Here is an 18698-nt window from a genome sequence, read left to right on the forward strand (position 1 = left end):
CAGCTCATTGAGTAATTTTTGAGCGCGATTTTCACATACTGAAACAAACCATGCATTCATTGATCGAGGAAAATAGCTGCTTTATGCTAGTTAAGAGGTGAGCATTCATGCCAGGCTATGAGGTCTCCAGCCTGAAATAAGGACTCCAGATTTTAGATCTGCTTAAGGAGCAACAGCGCCTCAATCTTACTGAAATCTCAAACCGGATTGAAGTGAACAAGACAACAGTGTTCCGTCTGCTGCACACCTTAGAAGAGATGAATTACATCATTAAGCTGGGCAGGGACTATGAGCTCCATCCGATGCTTTTCAACGATATACAGGCTGTAAGAAGGACGATAAAATGGTCCAAGCTTCAGGCACTTGGCCGGCTGGGGGCGGAGTGCGGAAAAGATCTGTTTGTTGGTACGCTTCATGGACGCGATGTCATCGTCCGTCAGGTATATGAGGCGAATACCGGGCAGATGGTCGACAGGGAGACGAGCGGATCTGTACCTGCCTATCAAACAGCTGTGGGCAAAGTGATATTGGCACAGCTGGAACGTTCGGAACAGCTCGAGTTATTCCTTTCGTCAATCGATCCGATGCAGATAACGGATCAAACCTTCACGGATCCGGATTTATTCCTCCGTCATCTGGAAGTCATCAAGCAGCAGCGATACGCAGCAGATTACGAAGAATTTCGTAAGGGTGTGCAGTGTATCTCTTCCCCTGTGTTTAGCGGGAATAAGGTTGTCGCATCTATTGCTGCAGCGGATTACAGCGATTTTATGCCGAAACACGAAATGAGAAGCTTAACTCGCAAAGTTATTTATGCCGCTGAGGAAATAACGAAAGAAATCAACACGTATGTCAATGCTATGGAATGAGAAATGGGGAGGTACGTTCATGCGCATTGCAGAAGGAGTAGAAATGCTCGAGATTGAAATGAAGCTGGCCGGACGTTCGATGATGATTCATCCGGTTATCCTGCATGATAAAGACACTTGGATACTGATCGACACTGGAATGCCAGGCAATGCAGACGATATTCGTGCTTTTGCAGAACAAGTGGGAATCTCAGGGCTCCCATTAACGACAATCATTCTGACCCATCAGGATATCGATCACATTGGCGGCCTGCCGTCATTCCTGGAGAAGGAAGGCAGCACGATACCGATTGAGATATATGCCCATGAAGAAGATAGATCCGTCATTGATGGAGAATCTCCGCTTCTCAAGTTCCCGGCGGACCGGTTAGAGGCTGAGCTTGAGGCTTTGCCGAGTGAAGTAAGTGAGCAGTACAAAAATGCATTTATGCAGGGGTCCAAGCCGAATGTGACAAAGCTGATGTCAGACGGAGAGACACTGCCGTTTGGCGGCGGTCTAACCGTCATCCATACGCCAGGCCATACGCCGGGTCATGTCAGCCTCTATCATCATGCCAGCAAGACGCTGATCGCCGCGGATGCTTTGGTTATCCATAACGGTGAGCTGCTGCCTTCGTCGCCATATTCAACCGTAAATATGGAGTAGGCACTTCGCTCTGTAGAGAAGTTCAAGGACTTTGATATTGAAGCAATTATTTGTTATCACGGCGGATTGGTGCGGGGCAATATGAATGAACTTATTGATGAATTATTAGCGAAAATATAATCAAAAGACCGGGAATCTCCTATGTGAGGTTCCCGGTCTTTGCTTTAATGTAATAAGTTCGCATGGTTATAAGCTATTCCGCAGGAGCAGCGGTGACTGCCAAACATGGCATCGTAGGAGGGAGGGAACTCCCGGTTGACTCGAATGACTTGTTCGGCGAATTCCACGGAGTCCTTTGGTACTGAGCCAAGAGAGTCAGCTTTCTCCTGTGTATCAATATGTGCACCAGGCGGAACAAATCGTTGAGGAGCGATTCGTACCCCGTTTGTCACAATAGCATCCATCGAAACATAAGAACCACGCCCTACATAAGCATTAAATACAATGGCTTTAAAGCTCACGAATACATCATCCTCGATGAGGCAAGGACCGTGGACCATAGCCCCGTGAGCAATGGAAACTCTGTCGCCTATAAAGATAGAATAACTTTTACTCCCTACTTGAATACCTTGATTAGCTAATCCGTGAAGGATTACTCCGTCTTGAATATTGGAACTCTTGCCAATGAAGAAAGGAGTACCTTCATCGGCGCGAAGAGTAGCGCTGGGTGCTACAAATACGTTGTCGCAGATGATCACGTCACCAATAACCGTGGAGAACGGACTCAGAAAGGCGGTAGGATGGATGGAAGGAAAGCGCTGAACCGGATTCACCGATGTTATTGGGTTTGGGCTAATAAATCTTGCGAATAGATTAACAGGGCCTTTCGGAAGAAGCTCAGGGCTTATGGGCCAGGCGCTGCTCCTGTTGAAGGGTCTCTCTGGTGCCATGTTACATTCTCCTCGTTATGATTAATACCTCTTAAGTTAGGCTATTCGGCATATAGGTAAATGCCACAAGGAATTCCGCAAAATGAAACAGCAACATTACAAAACTGCTCCTATGATACAACTAATAGTGTAAAAAATTAGAAGGAGTTGAACGGAGCATGAGTAGATTAAATGGGAAAATTGCTTTGGTTACAGGTGCAAGCAGAGGGATTGGCCGTGCTATTGCGCTGAGACTTGCCCAGGAGGGAGCAATGATAGTTGTTCACTATGGTGCTAATCTTGAGGCGGCGGCTGATGTTGTACGGCAAATCGAGCAAAACGGAGGGGAAGCTTTTTCAATAGGGCAGGAGCTTGGGACTGCTGCTAGTGCTGCTAAGCTTTATGAACAATTGGATCAGGCTTTGGAGCAGCGCAAGGGTGAGAGGTCCTTTGATATTCTCGTCAATAATGCAGGTGTGGGGCTTCCCGCTGCTATTGAGGATACTACAGAGGATGCCTTCGACCACGTTATGAACACCAATGTAAAGGCTCCTTTCTTCCTCATTCAGCAAGCGCTGCCTCGCCTAAGAGATAACGGCAGGATTATTAATTTGTCCTCTGCTACAACGAGGATTTCCCTGCCTGGGGTTACGGCATACAGTATGACCAAAGGAGCTGTCAATACGCTTACGCTTTCTTTATCTACCCAGCTTGCACATCGCGGGATTACTGTTAATGCCATCCAGCCCGGTTTTATCGCCACAGATATGAATAATGCCTTGTTGCAGGATGCGTCCGGGTATAGATTTGGCGCTGAATATTCGAGCTTCGGCAGATGGGGAGATCCTTCAGATATTGCGGATGTTGCAGCTTTCCTGGCTTCTTCAGATAGCCGCTGGATTACCGGGCAATGCATGGATGTAAGTGGCGGGTCGCATTTATAAAGATGCAAACAAAAATACACCGCTTCGTCCCTCAGGGCTTCAGCGGTGTATTTTTATCCTGCCACAAGCTTAGAATACAATGCTTATCTTCCCAAATGCAGATCCTTGCGCCAAGTAGCGGAGAGCATCAAGGGATTGGGAGAAGGGGAAGGATCGGTCCATGACTGGACGGAGGCCATGCTGCTCAATGACAGCATTCATTCTTTCGAACATTTCCCGGCTGCCGACATTGATTGCTTGAAGTCTGGCTTTGCGGATAATAGCAGGGACGATTGCAAAGTCCTCAACTGCTGCGCCAGAAAGGATGCCTATAATGCTTACTTGTCCACCGACTTTCAACGCTGAGATGGAACGATTCAGTGTAGAGGCACCACCTAGATCAACGATGTGATCGGCTCCGCGTCCTTGTGTATAGGCTAGAACAGCTTGATCCCATTCGGGATTTGTTCTGTAGTTGATACCATAGTCGGCGCCAAGCGCCTTTGCGCGTTCCAGCTTCTCATCACTGCTGGATGTAACGATAACCGTGGCTCCCAGAAGCTTGGCGAATTGCAGAGCGAATAAGGACACACCACCCGTTCCTTGCACAACAACGATGTCACCAGCCTTCACTTGACCTTCCTCCGCAATCGCATGCCATGCCGTGACACCCGCACAGGCTAAAGTTGCAGCTTCCTCATCAGTGAGATGTTCGGGTACCCGCACAAGTCCTTCCTCCGGCAGTACAACATATTCAGCAAGCATACCGTCAAGCGGGCTTCCTAGTGTCGATACCCAGTTCTCCTGTGTAGGTTCGCCTATTGTCCAGCTTTGCGTGAATATTCCGCTGACACGTTCTCCGACTTGGAACTTGTCTGCGTGTTCCCCTAAGGCAATGATCCTGCCGACACCATCTGAGACGGGAATAAGAGGCTCTGTCCGATTTGGTTCATAAAACCCGTCAATCACTCCTGTATCACGGGAATTAAGAGACACTGCCTGTATCTGAATCAGAACATGCCCAGGTCCAGGAGAAGGAATAGGGAGGTCAGCCTCCATCACATGATCAAGTCCAAAACCGCCTTGTAACACAAATGCTTTCATCTCAAGCACACTCCTTTGTAAAATATAGACATAATATAGCGCACGTCATAAAATTTAGTAACACGGCACTTTAAAGTCGGTTACGAACTTAAAGGTGCGTACAAAGGGAGGGGAGCAGTCATGAAGAAGCTGCCGGATATCTCTCTGGAAGCATGCAGGTATAGTCATGTGCTGGATATCATATCTAACAAATGGACGGCACTGGCTATTTATGCGATGGAGGATGGCACCATTCGTTACGGGGAAATGAAGAGGCGTATTGAAGGTATCTCGCAAAAAATGCTGACTCAAACGCTGAAGCAGCTGGAGCGGGATGGCGTAGTAAGCCGCAAGCTTATACCTTCTGTTCCGCCGATAACGGAATACTCACTTACGCCACTCGGGGAGTCGCTTCTTCCCATTATGAATATGCTTAAGATCTGGGCGGTCGACCATTATGACGATGTGAAGCAGGCAAGAGAAGGATACGACAGCGATAAGAGTTAGATAGACGATGGCTGGAATAGGAATAAAGGGCCGAGAATCTCCACATGGGAGAATCTCGGCCCTTTATGATTATCTTAAGCTCCAAGCACAGGAAGCAGGACATGACTCGGATATTGTTCGGAATGATGGATTGTCTGCGTAGCCAAGATTGGTTCCGGATCATCGTACGGGTTAAGGCCTGTGTTCGAGTTCGGGAATGCGACGAACTTGCTGGACGATGTAATCGAGAAGCGGATCCGGTGTCCAACCGGGAATTGATGCGCGATGTTTGGCATGAAAATGTCAAATCGCTCCACTTGCCCTGGCGTTAGCAGCTCCGGCTTATCATAGCCGTGGCGGTATTTCGCCCGGAAGATGTAGCTGGACAGCAGGATTGAGTTGTCCGCCTCATCCACATCGCTGAGTGCCACAACCCAATCGGTATCCACAGCAGAGCTTGAGGCATACAGAATGGCAGAGAGCTCACCGGCGATGGTAATCGACTCAACTAGCGTCTCGCTCGTATAACAAACCACATCCTGGCGAAGCTCAATTGTGCGGCGATTTTCCGGGATACGCTCGCCGGAGTCAACCACTGGATCGGATGGATTATAGACATAAACATCAGGCTTGCTGTCTTGCTGTGGTTGAGTAATGCTCAGCTTACCATCACCAAAGGCGGAATTCGCTCGTCCGTCACTACCGAGATAGAAAGGCGTAACTGCGGCTTCTTCCGGTGTCCAATCCTCAGATGTACGCCACTTATTCTCGCCGACGACATAGTAGCGGGCACGGGGCTCTTCGTTGATGCCATTCTGCACAACTTTGAGGTAATGGTCGAACCAGCGAAGGACGTTGACGTCATAGTCGTAGACGACTGCATCTTCACCGAAGGCGGTGCCTTCGAGGTCGCGGGCACGGTTTGGACCATGCTCCCACGGACCAAGCCAGATTTTTCGGTTCGGAACATCATGCTCCGTAAGCAGACGCCATGTCTCAGACACGCCAGGGCTGTCGCCATCGTACCAGCCGGAGATGACGAACATTGGTGCCTTAATCTGGTTAGCTCGCTCCGAATGGGTACAGTTCGCCCAGTATTCATCGTATTCTGGATGCTGGCTCCAGAAATCCCATGGCCCGGAAGCATTGCCGATCATCTGCTGCGGAATGTCGCGGATTGGCCGCGCTTCAACCGCTTTGGCCGGATCAACGGTAATGCCGCCGAAGATTTGGAAATCTGTGCGTGTGCCAACCGATTGAGCTAATGTCCAGGAAAGGAGCGGCCAGGAGCAGACCGTACCGCCTCAGCGGACCGTATCTACAAACGGAGAGCCAACGTTGACTTCGTTAACAACAGCTTTCAGGTTCGGGTGTCCGCTTGTGGAAGCCGCCATGACAACATAACCGAGATACGAAGCGCCCCACATGCCAACATCACCATTCGACCAGTCCTGGGAAATAATCCAGTCGATGGTGTCACTGCCGTCTTCCCGTTCATAGTAGAACGGCACTAGCTCACCTTCGGAATCCGCACGACCCCGTACATCCTGGTTCACGACGGCATAGCCTTTGTTCGCCCAGCGGATAAGGTTTTCTTTCTTACCGTTCCGGTCGTAACAGGTCCGGATCAGAATGGTAGGCAGACGTGTTCCCGGCTTGATGCCCTCCGGCAGGTAAACGTCAGTTGCTAGCCTCAGGCCATCTCTCATTGGAATAAGGAAAGTACCCAGATCATTAATGCCATACTCAGACTTGGATAAAAGAGGATCATCATATACAACAAGCGGCGTCAGCTTCTCCAATCCCTCTTGAACGATCAGCTCCATCCCATAGCGGTTAGGGCAGAGGAAGGCGATAATGTCGCCATCTAAGGTTACGATATCAACTGCTGTATCGCCGCGCTTCGCCCATACTTGAGAGGTACGGCCTTGATCATCGGAATAGGTGAGGTGGCGGTGATACGTCTCACCGTTGTCTACAATGACGCGGTCCCCGGACCATTCTGCTTTGCGATAGAGAGACAGATTTTCGTGGATCTTTTGCAGCGGCAAAACATACTTTGCTCTGTCATCCAGTACATGCTCCTGCATTTGCGTACGTCTTCTTGTATCGACCTTGGCGTGCATCACTTTCGTATCTGTGAAACGAATCTTACCTTCGTACACACCAGCGCAGTAAAAGTTAAAAGTTGTCATCTTTACGTATCCCTCCTATCCCCACACCTGTTCGAATATACGCAGCCAGTTGCCGCCGATGATTTTGCTTACTTCTTCATCGGAATAACCACGGGCCACAAGGCCACGGGTGAAGTTGATGAACATGCCATATTGCTCAAGCCCTGCAACGAGCTCGGTCGATGGACCATCGCCTTTGGCAAAACCAAGCTTAGGTGCAATATGCTCCTTGAAATAAACGAGTGACCAGTCAACGTCGCTCATCGGCCAGTCTGTTCCGATACCGACATGATCAACGCCTACCAAGCGGACGATGTAATCGATATGATCAAGCACATGGTCGATTGTTGTTCCTTTTGGATCCTCGTGAACGAACCATGGCATAGCGAAGACGCCGATGACACCACCTGTAGCGGCGATCGCACGAAGCTCTGCGTCGCTTTTGCATCGGCGATGCGGATAGATCGCTTCTACTCCTGTATGGGAAGCGATAACCGGCTTCGTTGACAGACGGCATGCGTCCAGCGTGGTTTGCTCGCCGCAATGACTTGTATCTACAACGATGCCAAGCTCATTCATCTTGCTGATGAACTTTACGCCGAAGTTGGACACTCCGCCGTTCGCCAGTTCCATACAGCCGGATGCGATAGCGTTCTGATTGTTATAAGTTAATTGAAGGACCCGCAGGCCAAAGCCATGAAGGGCTTCAAGAAGATCGAGGTTTTTGCCAAGGCCAGTTGGATCTTGTGAAGTAACAATACCAGCCTTAAGACCTTTGCTCTTGGCTTCGCGGATATCTGCTGCCGTTAGAGCTTTCACAAGCCAATCGATTCGGTCGAACTGCTCCTGGACCTCACCCATACTCGTCATAATTGCTTCCGGGCTGGATAAGTCTACTTCCCGGTTGCCGGCTGTGATACCGGAGCGATACCACTCATCTTTGAACGCAGCTTGTTCACCGCGTACAGACATCTGACGCAGTCGTTTGGCAGGAAGGGCGCTGTACGCCATCGGGTCGTCCTTCAGAGCTTCACATTCTTGTTTGATTTGCGCCGATATTTCGGCAGGAACAACGCTAGGGGAAAGAGGGCCTTGGAACAGCAGGTCAATGATGATGCTGCTCTCGTGAATGTCCTTTGCCCGCTGCTCTTGTTCTGGAGTCAGGTTAAAGTTGTACAATCCTTGATGATCTCTCATGATGACACGCTCCTAGATTGCGATAGTTATACCTTTGCCTTGAAGCTTGGCTTGCTCAACGATGTAAGCTGCTGCTGCCAAATCCTCTACGGCGAGACCAAGTGATTTGAACAACGTAATTTCTTTGTCTGATGCTCTTCCTGGAGCATGACCAAGTAACACTTCGCCAATCTCTCCGACGATGTGTTCGCTGTTAATAGCCCCCTCTTGAAGCGGGATCAGATAATCACCAGCTTCATTCAGAGCGGATTCACGACGGTCGACGTAAAGCTTCGCCTTCTCGACAACGTCTGTCGCGAGCTCTCGATCTTGAGCACGGCAGGCTCCAACGGCATTAATATGGGCACCTTCTGGAATCCACTTGCCTTGTAAGACAGGCACTGTCGAAGAGGTGATGGTACAAATGATGTCGGCATCCGCAACAGCTTGCTTCGCGGAGTCCGCAGCTGCAATGGTCAAATCGGGGTAAAGGGCACTCATCTCCGACTGAAACTTAAACGCATGTGCCGTGTTTGGACTCCACACACGGACAAGCTTAATAGGGCACACGAGAAGCAGCGCTTCTAGATGGCTGCGGGCTTGTTCGCCCGTACCAATCAATGCAAGTGTTCGCGAGTCAGCTCTTGCCAGCAGCTTGGTTGCTGCTGCACTAACAGCGGCTGTGCGGATCGCGGTAACCCGGCGTCCGTCAACAATGGCGTTCATGGCGCCATTCTCCGCATCAAATAAGGCAATAACGCCCTGATGGGAAGGCAGTCCACGATCATGGTTATGCGGGAAGACGCTGATCAGCTTCGCTCCGACAACTTCTTGGCGGACGAGATAAGCAGGCATGAGTCCCATTAAGCCGCCCTGACGGACGGGTACGACAGATCTGAGCTGCTGCTCAGCTTGTCCACTAGATAAGTCAGTTAATACATCTTCCATGAGAGTAATGCATGATTCCATGGACAATAGCTCGAATACTTCATTGCGGTCAATGATTATCATGCTGCGCTCACCTGCTTGCTTCCGAATAAAAGAACAACTTTATTTTACCTCAAAAGCATTCGGGAGTGTTATCTAGCCAGCCTGACTGCGGAAAATGCTGTTTCGACCGTTGCGTTTGGCCGTATACAGGGCTTGATCACATCTTGTATACATCGATTCCAGATGAGTGTGCTGATCCGGGACAACCGTGAGTACTCCTATACTAATGGTATAAGTGACAGGCAGGCTGCTTGGAACTGTTTCGAGCAGTTTCTTGATCCGCTCGGCCAATTCGTTTGATTGGGCCTCGTTTTTACCGGGTAACAGGATACCGAACTCATCTCCTCCATAACGCACGAACAGATCGTTCTCCCCTAATTGCTGCTTAATCCGGTTCGTAACATCTTTAAGCACGAGATCTCCTATATGATGGCCGTATGTATCATTAATGTCCTTAAAGCTGTCGATATCAAACAGCAAATACGATACAGCCTCCCTTTTCTTCGCAGAGCGAGTAAGAAAATCCTTGGCATGCTCGGTGAACGTTCTTCGATTAAGCGTGCCGGTCAGATCATCATAACTAGCATAGCGAATCAGATCCTGATTGATTTTCTCCTTCCACATCAGTAGAAATCCCATGATCGAAAGAATGGTAAGAAGGTATATAGTCAGCAGGTAGAACAATTGATAAATACCAGGTGTGTAAAAGCTTGCTGAGATATCCGTAAAGAGGGCCGTTACCCCTCTGAAGATATTCGCCGCTATAACGAATAGATAGATATAGCCTATAACTTTCATTAATGAGGATGGTCCTTTAATTAACCGATACACAGGTGCCAGAAGGAATACAAGGATGATGGAGCAGTAGGCGATTCGTATGTCCTCATTCTGATGAAGGAGTAATTGAAAACCAACGATGCTAAGGAGGAGGAATGATAGATATATTTTTCTGAAGGCAGCATGCCATTCGTTCCTTAAATGTAACAGAGAGATAATTTCCAGAGATGCTCCGATAAACATGAATGAATTGGCAACGGTGATGGATAGAAAGTCTGATATATCTCCACGTAATACGGCACAGAACCAGGAGATGGACTGCAATAATTTAGCTACGAAGAATGTTCTGACTGGTAAAGCCTTGATCAGATCATGCCAGTAAGCACTCATAACAATAAACGTGAACAGATATCCGATTCCAAGAAAAATAACGATCGTAGTTGAATCGAGCATTATATTTATAATAGTCACCAGCCTGACGAGAAGAATGTCCGTTATTGTCGATTATATCAGGTCAAAGGAAACACTTGGAAGTGATTGTGTGTAAAAAGTAGGTCTTTTTCACCAGATATAACGTTGCATCCCATTTCAGATTGATTTAAGGAATGAAGTATACACTGGCTGTAATTACCATTGAAGCGATGAAGGGGGCTACATAGATGGCTAATCCAAAGTGGGTGAAGTGGGTTGTCGGCATCTCCAGCGTAGCGTTATTTACAGGTATGGTAGGCGTAATTAATCATTCCGAGACAACAACTGCGGCTAGTCCGGTCAGCAGTGATATCATAAACAGCAGTCCAATGGACGAGAGTATACAAGGCGGCAGCAGCACAGACAGCTTTCAGCAGCGTCCGCTAGGAGGCCGCGGCCGTGGCTCGAGCTCAGGGTCAACAGATGAAGGCATGCGGACACATGCATCTTAGAGGAGGGGACTCGACATGACTTTGCATAGATTTTACGCTATGAATACGCAGTTCTTTACCAAAGGACTGCCAGCTGGAGCGCAGGAGATGTCTGAAGGCTGGATGGCCACCGTAGAAGGAAAGCTCAGCCGATTTAATCCACATAGTGAGTTGTCATTATTCAATCGTTCGGCAGGACAACCTTTTCTTGCATCAACGTTGCTGTATGAAGTGATGAACGAAGTGAATCGATACTATGAGGCAACAGAAGGGTTGTTTAATCCCTATTTGGGACATGTGATCCGCCAGCTTGGTTATTCAAAGTCTTATGAGCTTCTAGAGGAAGAGGTCATCATTCACGACATAAAGTCAAAGCCCTTCGAGTGTGATATTCCCGTAATTCTTGATCCGGATCTAGGTGCCATTAGACTTAACCTGAAGCTTGCTGTCGATCTGGGCGGTTTTGCAAAAGGCTGGAGTACCCATCAACTATCTCTCATGCTTCAGCAAGCAGGCATTCGTTCTGGGGCAATTGGAGCGGGGGGCGACATTACATTATGGGGAGTACCGGAAGAGGGCTGGACAGTCAGCATCGGTGATCCGTGGGAGACGAGCCGGGACTTGATGACACTTCGCGTGCGTTACCCAGCCGGAATCGTCACGAGCAGCACGGTGTAACGGCAGTGGAAGGATCATTTGGGACAGTCCCATCATCATATTATTCATCCGCATACAGGGGCCTCTGTCCGCTGTGATCTTGCTCAGGTTACGCTCTTTGCCCCGCATCTTGTAGACGCTGAAGTGTATGCCAAATGCGTACTTATTCTTGGTTCGGAGCAAGGCTTTGATTGGTTAGCTAGTCATCATCCTTCCTGTGCGGCAATAGGCGTTCTGCATGACGGTTCCATACGGACAGTTGGTATGATTGGGCAGTATGTGGAGGAAGGGGAGCTTCTTCATGCATGGAGTTATTGAAGCTTTTACTGTATGGACGACTACACGTGCTTCAGGCATTACCTCGTATTTGTTTCTGTTTCTATCAACGGTTGCAGGCATAACAATGGGACTTCGTCTGGTCAAAAATAAAGCCAAACCAATCGTACTTACCATCCATCAAACTGCGGGCTGGTTTGGGTTTCTATTCGGAATGATTCATGGCTCGGTGCTGTGGTTTGATCAATATGTAGGCTATTCAATCAGCGATGTGTTGATTCCTTTCACGTCTGACTCGCATCCTATTTTGACTGGCCTAGGCACATTATCTTTTTACTTCACCTTCATCGTAATCCTGTCTTCTGATCTGATGAAAAGGCTTGGCAAAAAAGTATGGAAAATGACGCATATGCTGGCTTTTCCCGGTTACTTTCTGTCTCTTACACATGGCCTCCTGATCGGCTCAGACTCCCATTATCCATGGGCTCAGGCGATGTATTGGTCGACAGGTGTTATCGTAGTTTTGCTGACGTGGTATAGGGTTGCTACTTTGAAATCTAAAACACTTGAGGCTCCGAAGAACGGACGGCTGGCCTATCCGCCTGTTAAGCCACCTGTTCGCTGAGCTGAAAAGTCCACATACAAGAGATAAGACACTGCGAGGGTCTTATCTTCCACATACCAGCTACTTTTTCACGAAATAAGACCCCCGCAGGGTCTTATTTCGCGCTAGTCCCATCATTTCACCCCGTCTACGCGCCATTTTGACAGCGATAAGATCCTACGAGGGCCTTATCACTTACATACCAACAACTTTTCTATCTGATAAGACCCCTGCAGGGTCTTATTTTTGTGCAGCGCCTACCATTCTTCTCCGTCCCATTCACAGGTTTTCTTGTATCCAATAAGCACGCTTTTTTATTTTTCGAGAATATACGTTGATACAGGCTGATGGTGGAGACAACTTGCGAGCTGCCTGCATAAAATGTAAGCGTATCACATTCCTCTAATTCGGAGGTGATGAAAAGTGCTAGGATCATTTACACTTTGGATGGAAGTCGCAATGTGGGTCGTAATGGGCTCAATGGCAGCCAACTTATTAGTTGATTTGTTCAAAATGGTAACAGGAGGAAAATTCTCAACAGACTTCGTGTTAGGCTATTTGAAAGACATGGTTTACTATGTGCTCCCGCTGCTCCTTCTTGCAGGCCTTGCTGCAATGGATGTAACAGGCTGGCTAGTTTTGGTCGGCTACTACGTGGGCGCCCTCGCTGTACTGTTTAAGTATTTGATGGACTTGAAAGGTAAACTATAAGACTCACAGATGCAGCAGTTCGAGCCGCTAGAGAGGACTGCGTATCTTCGGATATGATAGGCCGGAGCTCCCTTAGGGAGTGCTCCGGCCTTTGTGTTTTTTCGTAAAGTTAAGGTAATAAACCAAGAAAGGACTTCGTTGCCGCAGATAAAGGAACTCCTCGCAAGGTTGCAATTCCAATCGGACGAGCAGGTATGGAGGGGCTTAATGGAATTTCAACCAGCTCGCCTCGCTGCAATTCCTCAAGTACAAAGTTACGAATGACAAACGCAAGACCAAACCCACTTCTCGCAAATTGGACAAGAAGATCTACGCTGCCAAGTTCAAATTCCGGTGACAGCGTTATGTCGTGCGATGCCGCATAGTCATCCAAGTAACGCCTGGTATAGCTTCCTTTCTCGAGTAAAAGCAAAGGATATTCGTTTAATTGTTCAAGAGGCATTGGAGAGCTTGCTGCTAGTGCTTGGTATCCTGTGCCTCCAACGAGACAGTCTTGCAGAGGTGTGCTTTCACGAATATCAACTTGTTTATCTGATAGCGGCGTACTTACAATACCGCAATCAATCTTCCCTTCTTTTAGCAGCCCGAGTGTTTCTGGTGTTGTTCGATTCGTTATCCGAATTCGGTATGCCGGGATGCTCTTTATGGAATTGCTCCAGATAGGGCAGCAAATAATGCTTGCACAACGTGTCGCTGGCTCCTATTGTGATCTCACCGCTATTCAGGTTGTTCATTTCAGCAATAGCCTTTTCACCAATTTCGACAGAGTGGAACGCTTGCTCAATATATTGCAGCAAAACGGAGCCTTCCGTTGTTAAGGTTACGCCCCTTGGTGTTCGGAAGAAGAGCTGCCCTCCCAATGTACTCTCGAGCTGCTTAATCGTATGACTAACTGCAGGCTGCGTAATATGCAGCTGTTCAGCTGCTCGTGATAAGCTTCCTGTCTTCGCAATCCAATAAAAGACACGATACCATTCCAAGTTAACTTCCATAGGTATTCCTCACATTTATATCGGATATTAGTTATATGAATTATTCTAATACACTTCTTTGCCTTTATCATTAGCTTTGTAAGTAATAAATGACCGGGGGTTGAGAAGATGGCTGTTACGGCAATTGTAGGAGCAAATTGGGGAGACGAAGGAAAGGGCAAAATGACAGATGTGCTTGCTGCACAATCTTCCTATGTAGTCCGTTATCAAGGTGGGAGCAATGCGGGGCATACGATTATTAATGACTTTGGCAAGTTTGCGCTGCATATGCTTCCATCAGGTGTTTTTAATCCGAATGTGATGAATATCATTGGACCAGGAGTTGCGCTGGATATCGACGTATTGTCGGAAGAACTCGAGGCTTTATCCTCAAGAGGAGTTCCGCTTCCACAATTAATGATTTCCGATCGAGCTCAGATTGTACTGCCTATTCATAAGCTGTTTGACCAGCTTGAAGAAAAGCGGCTAGGTAAGAACAGCTTTGGTTCGACTAGACGGGGAATTGCCCCTTTTTATGCAGATAAATATATGAAGCTTGGCATTCAGGCCTCGGATCTGCTGGAGACCAATCGGCTGCGCGAACGTATTGCTCGGCTGCTGGAGGCTAAAAATGTACTCCTCGAGCATTTTTACGGACAATCACCAATAGAAGCTGAAGAGTGGATGCCGCAATTGCATAAGCAAGCAGAGTTTCTAGCTCCATATATCGGCGATACTACGGCTTTACTTCAGAAGGCTTATATGAATGGCCAAAATATTTTGCTCGAGGGTCAATTGGGAGCACTGCGAGATCCAGATCATGGTGTGTATCCTTTTACCACATCATCCTCTACACTAGCAGGGTTTGCTTCTGTTGGAGCAGGGCTTCCCCCATACGCCATTTCGGAGGTGATAGCCGTAACGAAAGCCTACTCCAGTTGTGTAGGCGCGGGACCTTTTGTCTCTGAATTGGATGGAGCAGAGGCTGAAGCACTCAGGCAGCGAGGCGGGGACGCCGGGGAATATGGCGTAACAACGGGACGGCCGAGACGTGTAGGCTGGTTTGATGCTGTGGCAACCCGTTATGGATGTCGTTTGCAAGGAGCGACCTCGGTGGTGCTAACGAATTTGGATGTATTAGGTTACTTAGACGAAATCCCCGTATGCATCGGTTACGAGATGGAGGACGGCATCACTGATCAGTTTCCAATCACATCGAGACTGGCCTCTGCTAAACCGGTGTTCAAGCAGCTGCCTGGATGGAAGTGTGATCTATCGGGGATCAAACATTACGACGAGCTGCCGGCTGAAGCCAGACAATATGTAGAATTTATTGAGTCGGAGATTGGCGTTGTGATCGCAACCGTTTCTGTTGGTCCAAGACGTGATCAGGTCATAACACGATAGACATACGAATAGTTAAGCTGTAATAACATCCATTAAGGTAGTAGAACGGAGGGACTATTTGATGGGGAAGGTTACAGAAGTACTGCTGTCCTGGCCAGGGGTAACGTCGGGGCCGCATCGGTTCGGAGGAATTGAGTTCGTTGTTGACGGTAGAGAAATTGGCCATCTTCATGGCGAGCAGCTTGTTGACCTGCTATTGCCAAAGGGCAAGCGTGATGACGCTGTGAATGTCGGAAAAGCGAAAGCTCATCATATTCTTCCCGATTCAGGATGGGTGTCAATTTATTTAAATACCGAAGAAGATGTTGCACATGCGATTGAGCTTCTTAGGTTCAACTATGAACGGTTTGCAAAAGGGAAAGATGAGATCTAACGCCTAATTGGGTGCATATTCCATTCCTCCTCCGCTCATACTGTAATGAGTTTGAAGCAGAGGAGGTTATGGCGATGGATGTTAATCGGGCAACAGAGATTGCGGCATCTCCGATTATGGCAGATGTGAGTTATAACGGGATCCCGGTTTATATTCAGCATGTGGATGAAGAAAAAGGGACAGCCCGGATTTATCCTCTTGCTGAGCCGGATCAAGAAATTGAAGTACCCTTACGCAGCTTAGCTGAGCCTTCAGCTATGATGGCTATGGAAGTTGATCAAGTGGCTTGTCGGGTATCCGACGGTGGAATGGAAGAATAAAGCTTTTCGCAGAACAGAGCATAGCGGATGACCGCTGTGCTTTGTTTTTGTATAATTAACTTTTAGATCGTGTGAAGCCGGGAGAGACGTAATTGATGAAACAACAAGGGCAATTAAAATCGAGTTTACTATTATTAATCGCCGCTTTAATATGGGGATTCGCTTTTGTAGCACAGCGGCAGGGAATGGAGCATACAGGGCCTTTTACTTTTAATGCGGTCAGATTTGCACTAGGGGCACTTTCTTTGGTTCCGCTCATATGGGTGATGGATCGAAAATCCGATCAGACGCCAATGCAGCTTCGCTCATCATTTAAGAGTGCCTCGATGTACGGGCTTTGTTCGGGACTTATTTTGTTCGCTGGCGCATCTTTGCAGCAAATTGGACTGATGTACACGACTGCGGGAAAAGCAGCTTTTGTTACGGGGCTGTACATTGTTATCGTACCTTTCTTTGGTTTGTTCCTGAAGCAGCGGCTTGGGATAAACAGTGCCGTGGGTGCGATACTCGCGGTCATTGGCCTTTATTTATTATGTATGACAGATGAACTAACACTTGGTAAAGGCGATCTGTACGAGCTTGTGGGTGCACTATTCTGGTCCGTACATATTCTGATGATCGACAGCTTTTCGAGAAAGACGGATGTGCTGAAGCTATCGTTAGTGCAGATTTTGACCTGTTCGCTGTTAAGCTTCATGGCGGCCTTCTCTACAGAAACAGTAGAGCTAGCTGGGTTGTCCGATGCGATAATTCCACTTTTGTACGGCGGGATCTGTTCGGTTGGTATTGCGTATACATTGCAGATTGTTGGGCAAAAAAGTGCACATCCTACACAAGCGGCAATTATTCTAAGCTTGGAAACGGTATTTGCCGCGATTGGAGGATATCTGCTGCTTGATGAGATACTTGGTGTTCGCGCGGGAATTGGCTGTTTGTTCATGTTGGTAGGCATGATCGTGCCGCAGCTTCCGCCGCTTTGGCGTGTAGGTTTAAAGGCAGGAGTTAACGTTAGAAAATAATAATATTATTAAACACCTTCAAGGAAGCTCCATCATTTCAGGATGTGGAGTGCTTAGAAGGTGTTTTTCTTTTAGTTATGATTAGTCATTGATGTATTATGTTTTACAATTTATTCTATATATGTGGGTGGATGGTTGTTCGGGAGGTGGAATGTCAGTTGCTCACTAAAAAATGGATCTTATCCTTACTTATACTCGTTATTGGTGGTATCTCTGTTTGGTATATAGCTTGGACACGAAGTCATTTAGTTGATACAACAATTGTTGGAGTTAATTATCAACTTGGAGGCACAAATGCGGATAACACTCAACCTGAGACCGTAACACTAAAGGGCTCTTGGTCTAGAAATGTAAAAGGTCTCCGAACATTTAAAGGGACAATTACGTTCGCTAACGATACGATTCCTGTACCAGAGGATAGCAGGAAGACGACGATCCACTTTGATAAAAATGGATATGGGCCAATTATATATGGTTATTTCGATGAGTCAGTGTCAGGAATTGGGGTTCCATTGACGTATGGTTATGGTGTTTTATTCGCGAGCTCGGATTTCAGTAAAGTCACTTTTTTGAGAATGAAGGAAGCTGCAACTGTGGACAATTCAACCAGAAGCGGCTGGAATGGAGAAGATGGCTTGATGTTTGCTGGGCCGGCAATGAACCGGGAGCAGGCTCTTGAGATATCCAATGAGCTTATGAAAAAGCATTTGAAAAACCCCGGTTATGTTGATGGACAGTTTGTTTTGAAATGAGGTTTATGTTTAATTGAAGAAATCATTTACTTCATAAATAAACTGGGCGAATAGCGGATGCTGTTGGCTATCTTCAGCTTTTACGAATGTATCAGCAAGGCTTTTGTAGTACCAGGCCTGCTCTTTCTCGCCTCTTTTAAAACGTGACCAGAAATCAGGGCCAAATGCTTCATAATCCCGTTTCATGCTTCGCAGATTATGCAGTTTGTCTGCGCAGGCAACTAAGCGTACTTCGAGCGGATCAGTAGGGATATTCTCGATCGTATGGGTTTTCCTTTCTTCCCAGGTGAGTGATTTATCCGGTTCGGAACAAGCCTTCACAATGGAAGTGATTTCATGGCCAAACTTTTCAATCAGCTGCTGTTCCGTAACATCGGTATCCTCCAGAAGATCATGAAGCAGGGCGGCAATAATAACCTTCTCGCTGCAGAGATACGACGATAGGATCATGGCCACACCAAACGGATGGGAAATATATGGCGTATTTGTTCCTTTACGGTATTGGGATTGATGGGCTGTAGCGGCAAACTCGATAGCCATATCTACTAAGCTCATTGGATCAGCTCCTTTAGGATTAATTTGGGGTATAAAGAAAGTTTACGGGCAGCTGACTTTGATGTCGAGAAGGCGAAGGACATATTTTCTTTACACACGCCTTAACGATGTCCGACATCGTAAAGGCGGTAGAAAAGTAGCGTTAGTGTGGTCTTAAC

The 18698-nt window shown here is 47.5% G+C and carries 17 protein-coding genes and 4 pseudogenes; 13 read left to right on the forward strand and 8 right to left on the reverse strand.

Features of this window, described 5'->3' with window-relative positions; genetic code table 11:
* Positions 1 to 149 precede the first annotated feature (149 nt).
* Entirely contained in the window at positions 150 to 869 is a 720-nt protein-coding gene (locus FHS17_RS31085) for an IclR family transcriptional regulator (RefSeq protein WP_341805827.1), read from the forward strand.
* A gap of 19 nt (positions 870 to 888) precedes the next feature.
* Positions 889 to 1515: an MBL fold metallo-hydrolase gene (locus tag FHS17_RS11565; protein WP_243865302.1), complete on the forward strand. Its 627-nt coding sequence runs from the start codon at positions 889 to 891 to the stop codon at positions 1513 to 1515.
* 164 nt (positions 1516 to 1679) lie between these two features.
* Here FHS17_RS11565 and FHS17_RS11570 read toward each other — a convergent pair whose 3' ends face one another.
* Positions 1680 to 2405, reverse strand: coding sequence for an LbetaH domain-containing protein (locus FHS17_RS11570; RefSeq protein WP_167278555.1), 726 nt, complete (start codon positions 2403 to 2405; stop codon positions 1680 to 1682).
* Positions 2406 to 2563: 158 nt separating this feature from the next.
* Here FHS17_RS11570 and FHS17_RS11575 point away from each other — a divergent pair, with 158 nt between their 5' ends.
* Positions 2564 to 3328: an SDR family oxidoreductase gene (locus FHS17_RS11575; protein WP_167278556.1), complete on the forward strand. Its 765-nt coding sequence runs from the start codon at positions 2564 to 2566 to the stop codon at positions 3326 to 3328.
* Between the two features lie 69 nt (positions 3329 to 3397).
* Here FHS17_RS11575 and FHS17_RS11580 read toward each other — a convergent pair whose 3' ends face one another.
* Positions 3398 to 4411: a zinc-dependent alcohol dehydrogenase family protein gene (locus tag FHS17_RS11580; protein WP_167278557.1), complete on the reverse strand. Its 1014-nt coding sequence runs from the start codon at positions 4409 to 4411 to the stop codon at positions 3398 to 3400.
* 120 nt (positions 4412 to 4531) lie between these two features.
* On the opposite strand from FHS17_RS11580, the gene FHS17_RS11585 reads away from it, so the two are divergent.
* Positions 4532 to 4897 (forward strand): winged helix-turn-helix transcriptional regulator, encoded by a 366-nt coding sequence (locus tag FHS17_RS11585; RefSeq protein ID WP_167278558.1) that lies wholly within the window; start codon positions 4532 to 4534, stop codon positions 4895 to 4897.
* Between the two features lie 74 nt (positions 4898 to 4971).
* Here FHS17_RS11585 and FHS17_RS11590 read toward each other — a convergent pair.
* The 4 genes and pseudogenes from FHS17_RS11590 to FHS17_RS11610 form a co-directional block, all read right to left on the reverse strand.
* Positions 4972 to 7071, reverse strand: a pseudogene (locus tag FHS17_RS11590) (CocE/NonD family hydrolase).
* Positions 7072 to 7086: 15 nt separating this feature from the next.
* Positions 7087 to 8247, reverse strand: coding sequence for a dipeptidase (locus tag FHS17_RS11600; protein WP_167278560.1), 1161 nt, complete (start codon positions 8245 to 8247; stop codon positions 7087 to 7089).
* Positions 8248 to 8259: 12 nt separating this feature from the next.
* Positions 8260 to 9237 (reverse strand): ornithine cyclodeaminase family protein, encoded by a 978-nt coding sequence (locus tag FHS17_RS11605; protein ID WP_167278561.1) that lies wholly within the window; start codon positions 9235 to 9237, stop codon positions 8260 to 8262.
* A gap of 72 nt (positions 9238 to 9309) precedes the next feature.
* A complete protein-coding gene (locus FHS17_RS11610) occupies positions 9310 to 10446 on the reverse strand; it encodes a GGDEF domain-containing protein (RefSeq protein WP_167278562.1) in 1137 nt (378 codons plus the stop codon).
* A 206-nt stretch (positions 10447 to 10652) separates the two neighbouring features.
* On the opposite strand from FHS17_RS11610, the gene FHS17_RS11615 reads away from it, so the two are divergent.
* The 4 genes and pseudogenes from FHS17_RS11615 to FHS17_RS11635 all read left to right on the forward strand — a co-directional run bounded on the left by FHS17_RS11615 (position 10653) and on the right by FHS17_RS11635 (position 13143).
* The gene (locus FHS17_RS11615) at positions 10653 to 10916 is read left to right on the forward strand and encodes a hypothetical protein (RefSeq protein ID WP_167278563.1); all 264 of its coding nucleotides are present in this window, start codon (positions 10653 to 10655) and stop codon (positions 10914 to 10916) included.
* An 87-nt stretch (positions 10917 to 11003) separates the two neighbouring features.
* A pseudogene (locus tag FHS17_RS30535) lies at positions 11004 to 11870 on the forward strand (FAD:protein FMN transferase).
* Complete coding sequence (locus FHS17_RS11630) at positions 11854 to 12453, forward strand: ferric reductase-like transmembrane domain-containing protein (RefSeq protein ID WP_167278566.1); 600 nt, start codon at positions 11854 to 11856, stop codon at positions 12451 to 12453. The pseudogene FHS17_RS30535 and the gene FHS17_RS11630 overlap by 17 nt, the downstream one beginning before the upstream one ends.
* 402 nt (positions 12454 to 12855) lie before the next feature.
* Positions 12856 to 13143: a hypothetical protein gene (locus tag FHS17_RS11635; protein ID WP_167278567.1), complete on the forward strand. Its 288-nt coding sequence runs from the start codon at positions 12856 to 12858 to the stop codon at positions 13141 to 13143.
* Between the two features lie 109 nt (positions 13144 to 13252).
* On the opposite strand, the pseudogene FHS17_RS11640 reads toward FHS17_RS11635, so the two are convergent.
* A pseudogene (locus FHS17_RS11640) lies at positions 13253 to 14135 on the reverse strand (LysR family transcriptional regulator).
* Between the two features lie 108 nt (positions 14136 to 14243).
* Here FHS17_RS11640 and FHS17_RS11645 point away from each other — a divergent pair.
* The 5 genes and pseudogenes from FHS17_RS11645 (at position 14244) to FHS17_RS11665 (ending at position 17985) form a co-directional block, all read left to right on the forward strand.
* The gene (locus FHS17_RS11645) at positions 14244 to 15521 is read left to right on the forward strand and encodes an adenylosuccinate synthase (protein WP_167278568.1); all 1278 of its coding nucleotides are present in this window, start codon (positions 14244 to 14246) and stop codon (positions 15519 to 15521) included.
* A 61-nt stretch (positions 15522 to 15582) separates the two neighbouring features.
* Positions 15583 to 15894 (forward strand): luciferase domain-containing protein, encoded by a 312-nt coding sequence (locus FHS17_RS11650; protein ID WP_167278569.1) that lies wholly within the window; start codon positions 15583 to 15585, stop codon positions 15892 to 15894.
* Positions 15895 to 15968: 74 nt separating this feature from the next.
* Positions 15969 to 16142: pseudogene (locus tag FHS17_RS11655) on the forward strand (small acid-soluble spore protein H); the annotation flags it as partial.
* Positions 16143 to 16309: 167 nt separating this feature from the next.
* Positions 16310 to 17233: a DMT family transporter gene (locus FHS17_RS11660; RefSeq protein ID WP_167278921.1), complete on the forward strand. Its 924-nt coding sequence runs from the start codon at positions 16310 to 16312 to the stop codon at positions 17231 to 17233.
* Positions 17234 to 17391: 158 nt separating this feature from the next.
* Positions 17392 to 17985 carry a hypothetical protein gene (locus FHS17_RS11665; RefSeq protein ID WP_167278571.1) on the forward strand — a complete coding sequence of 198 codons (594 nt, stop codon included), beginning with the start codon at positions 17392 to 17394 and terminating at the stop codon, positions 17983 to 17985.
* Positions 17986 to 17994: 9 nt separating this feature from the next.
* Here the strand turns inward: FHS17_RS11665 and FHS17_RS11670 are convergent, their stop codons facing one another.
* Positions 17995 to 18540: an HD domain-containing protein gene (locus FHS17_RS11670; RefSeq protein ID WP_167278572.1), complete on the reverse strand. Its 546-nt coding sequence runs from the start codon at positions 18538 to 18540 to the stop codon at positions 17995 to 17997.
* Between the last annotated feature and the right edge of the window lie 158 nt (positions 18541 to 18698).

Origin of the sequence: Paenibacillus lupini (assembly GCF_011761355.1) — a bacterium.
Taxonomy (GTDB): Bacteria; Bacillota; Bacilli; order Paenibacillales; family Paenibacillaceae; genus Pristimantibacillus; species Pristimantibacillus lupini.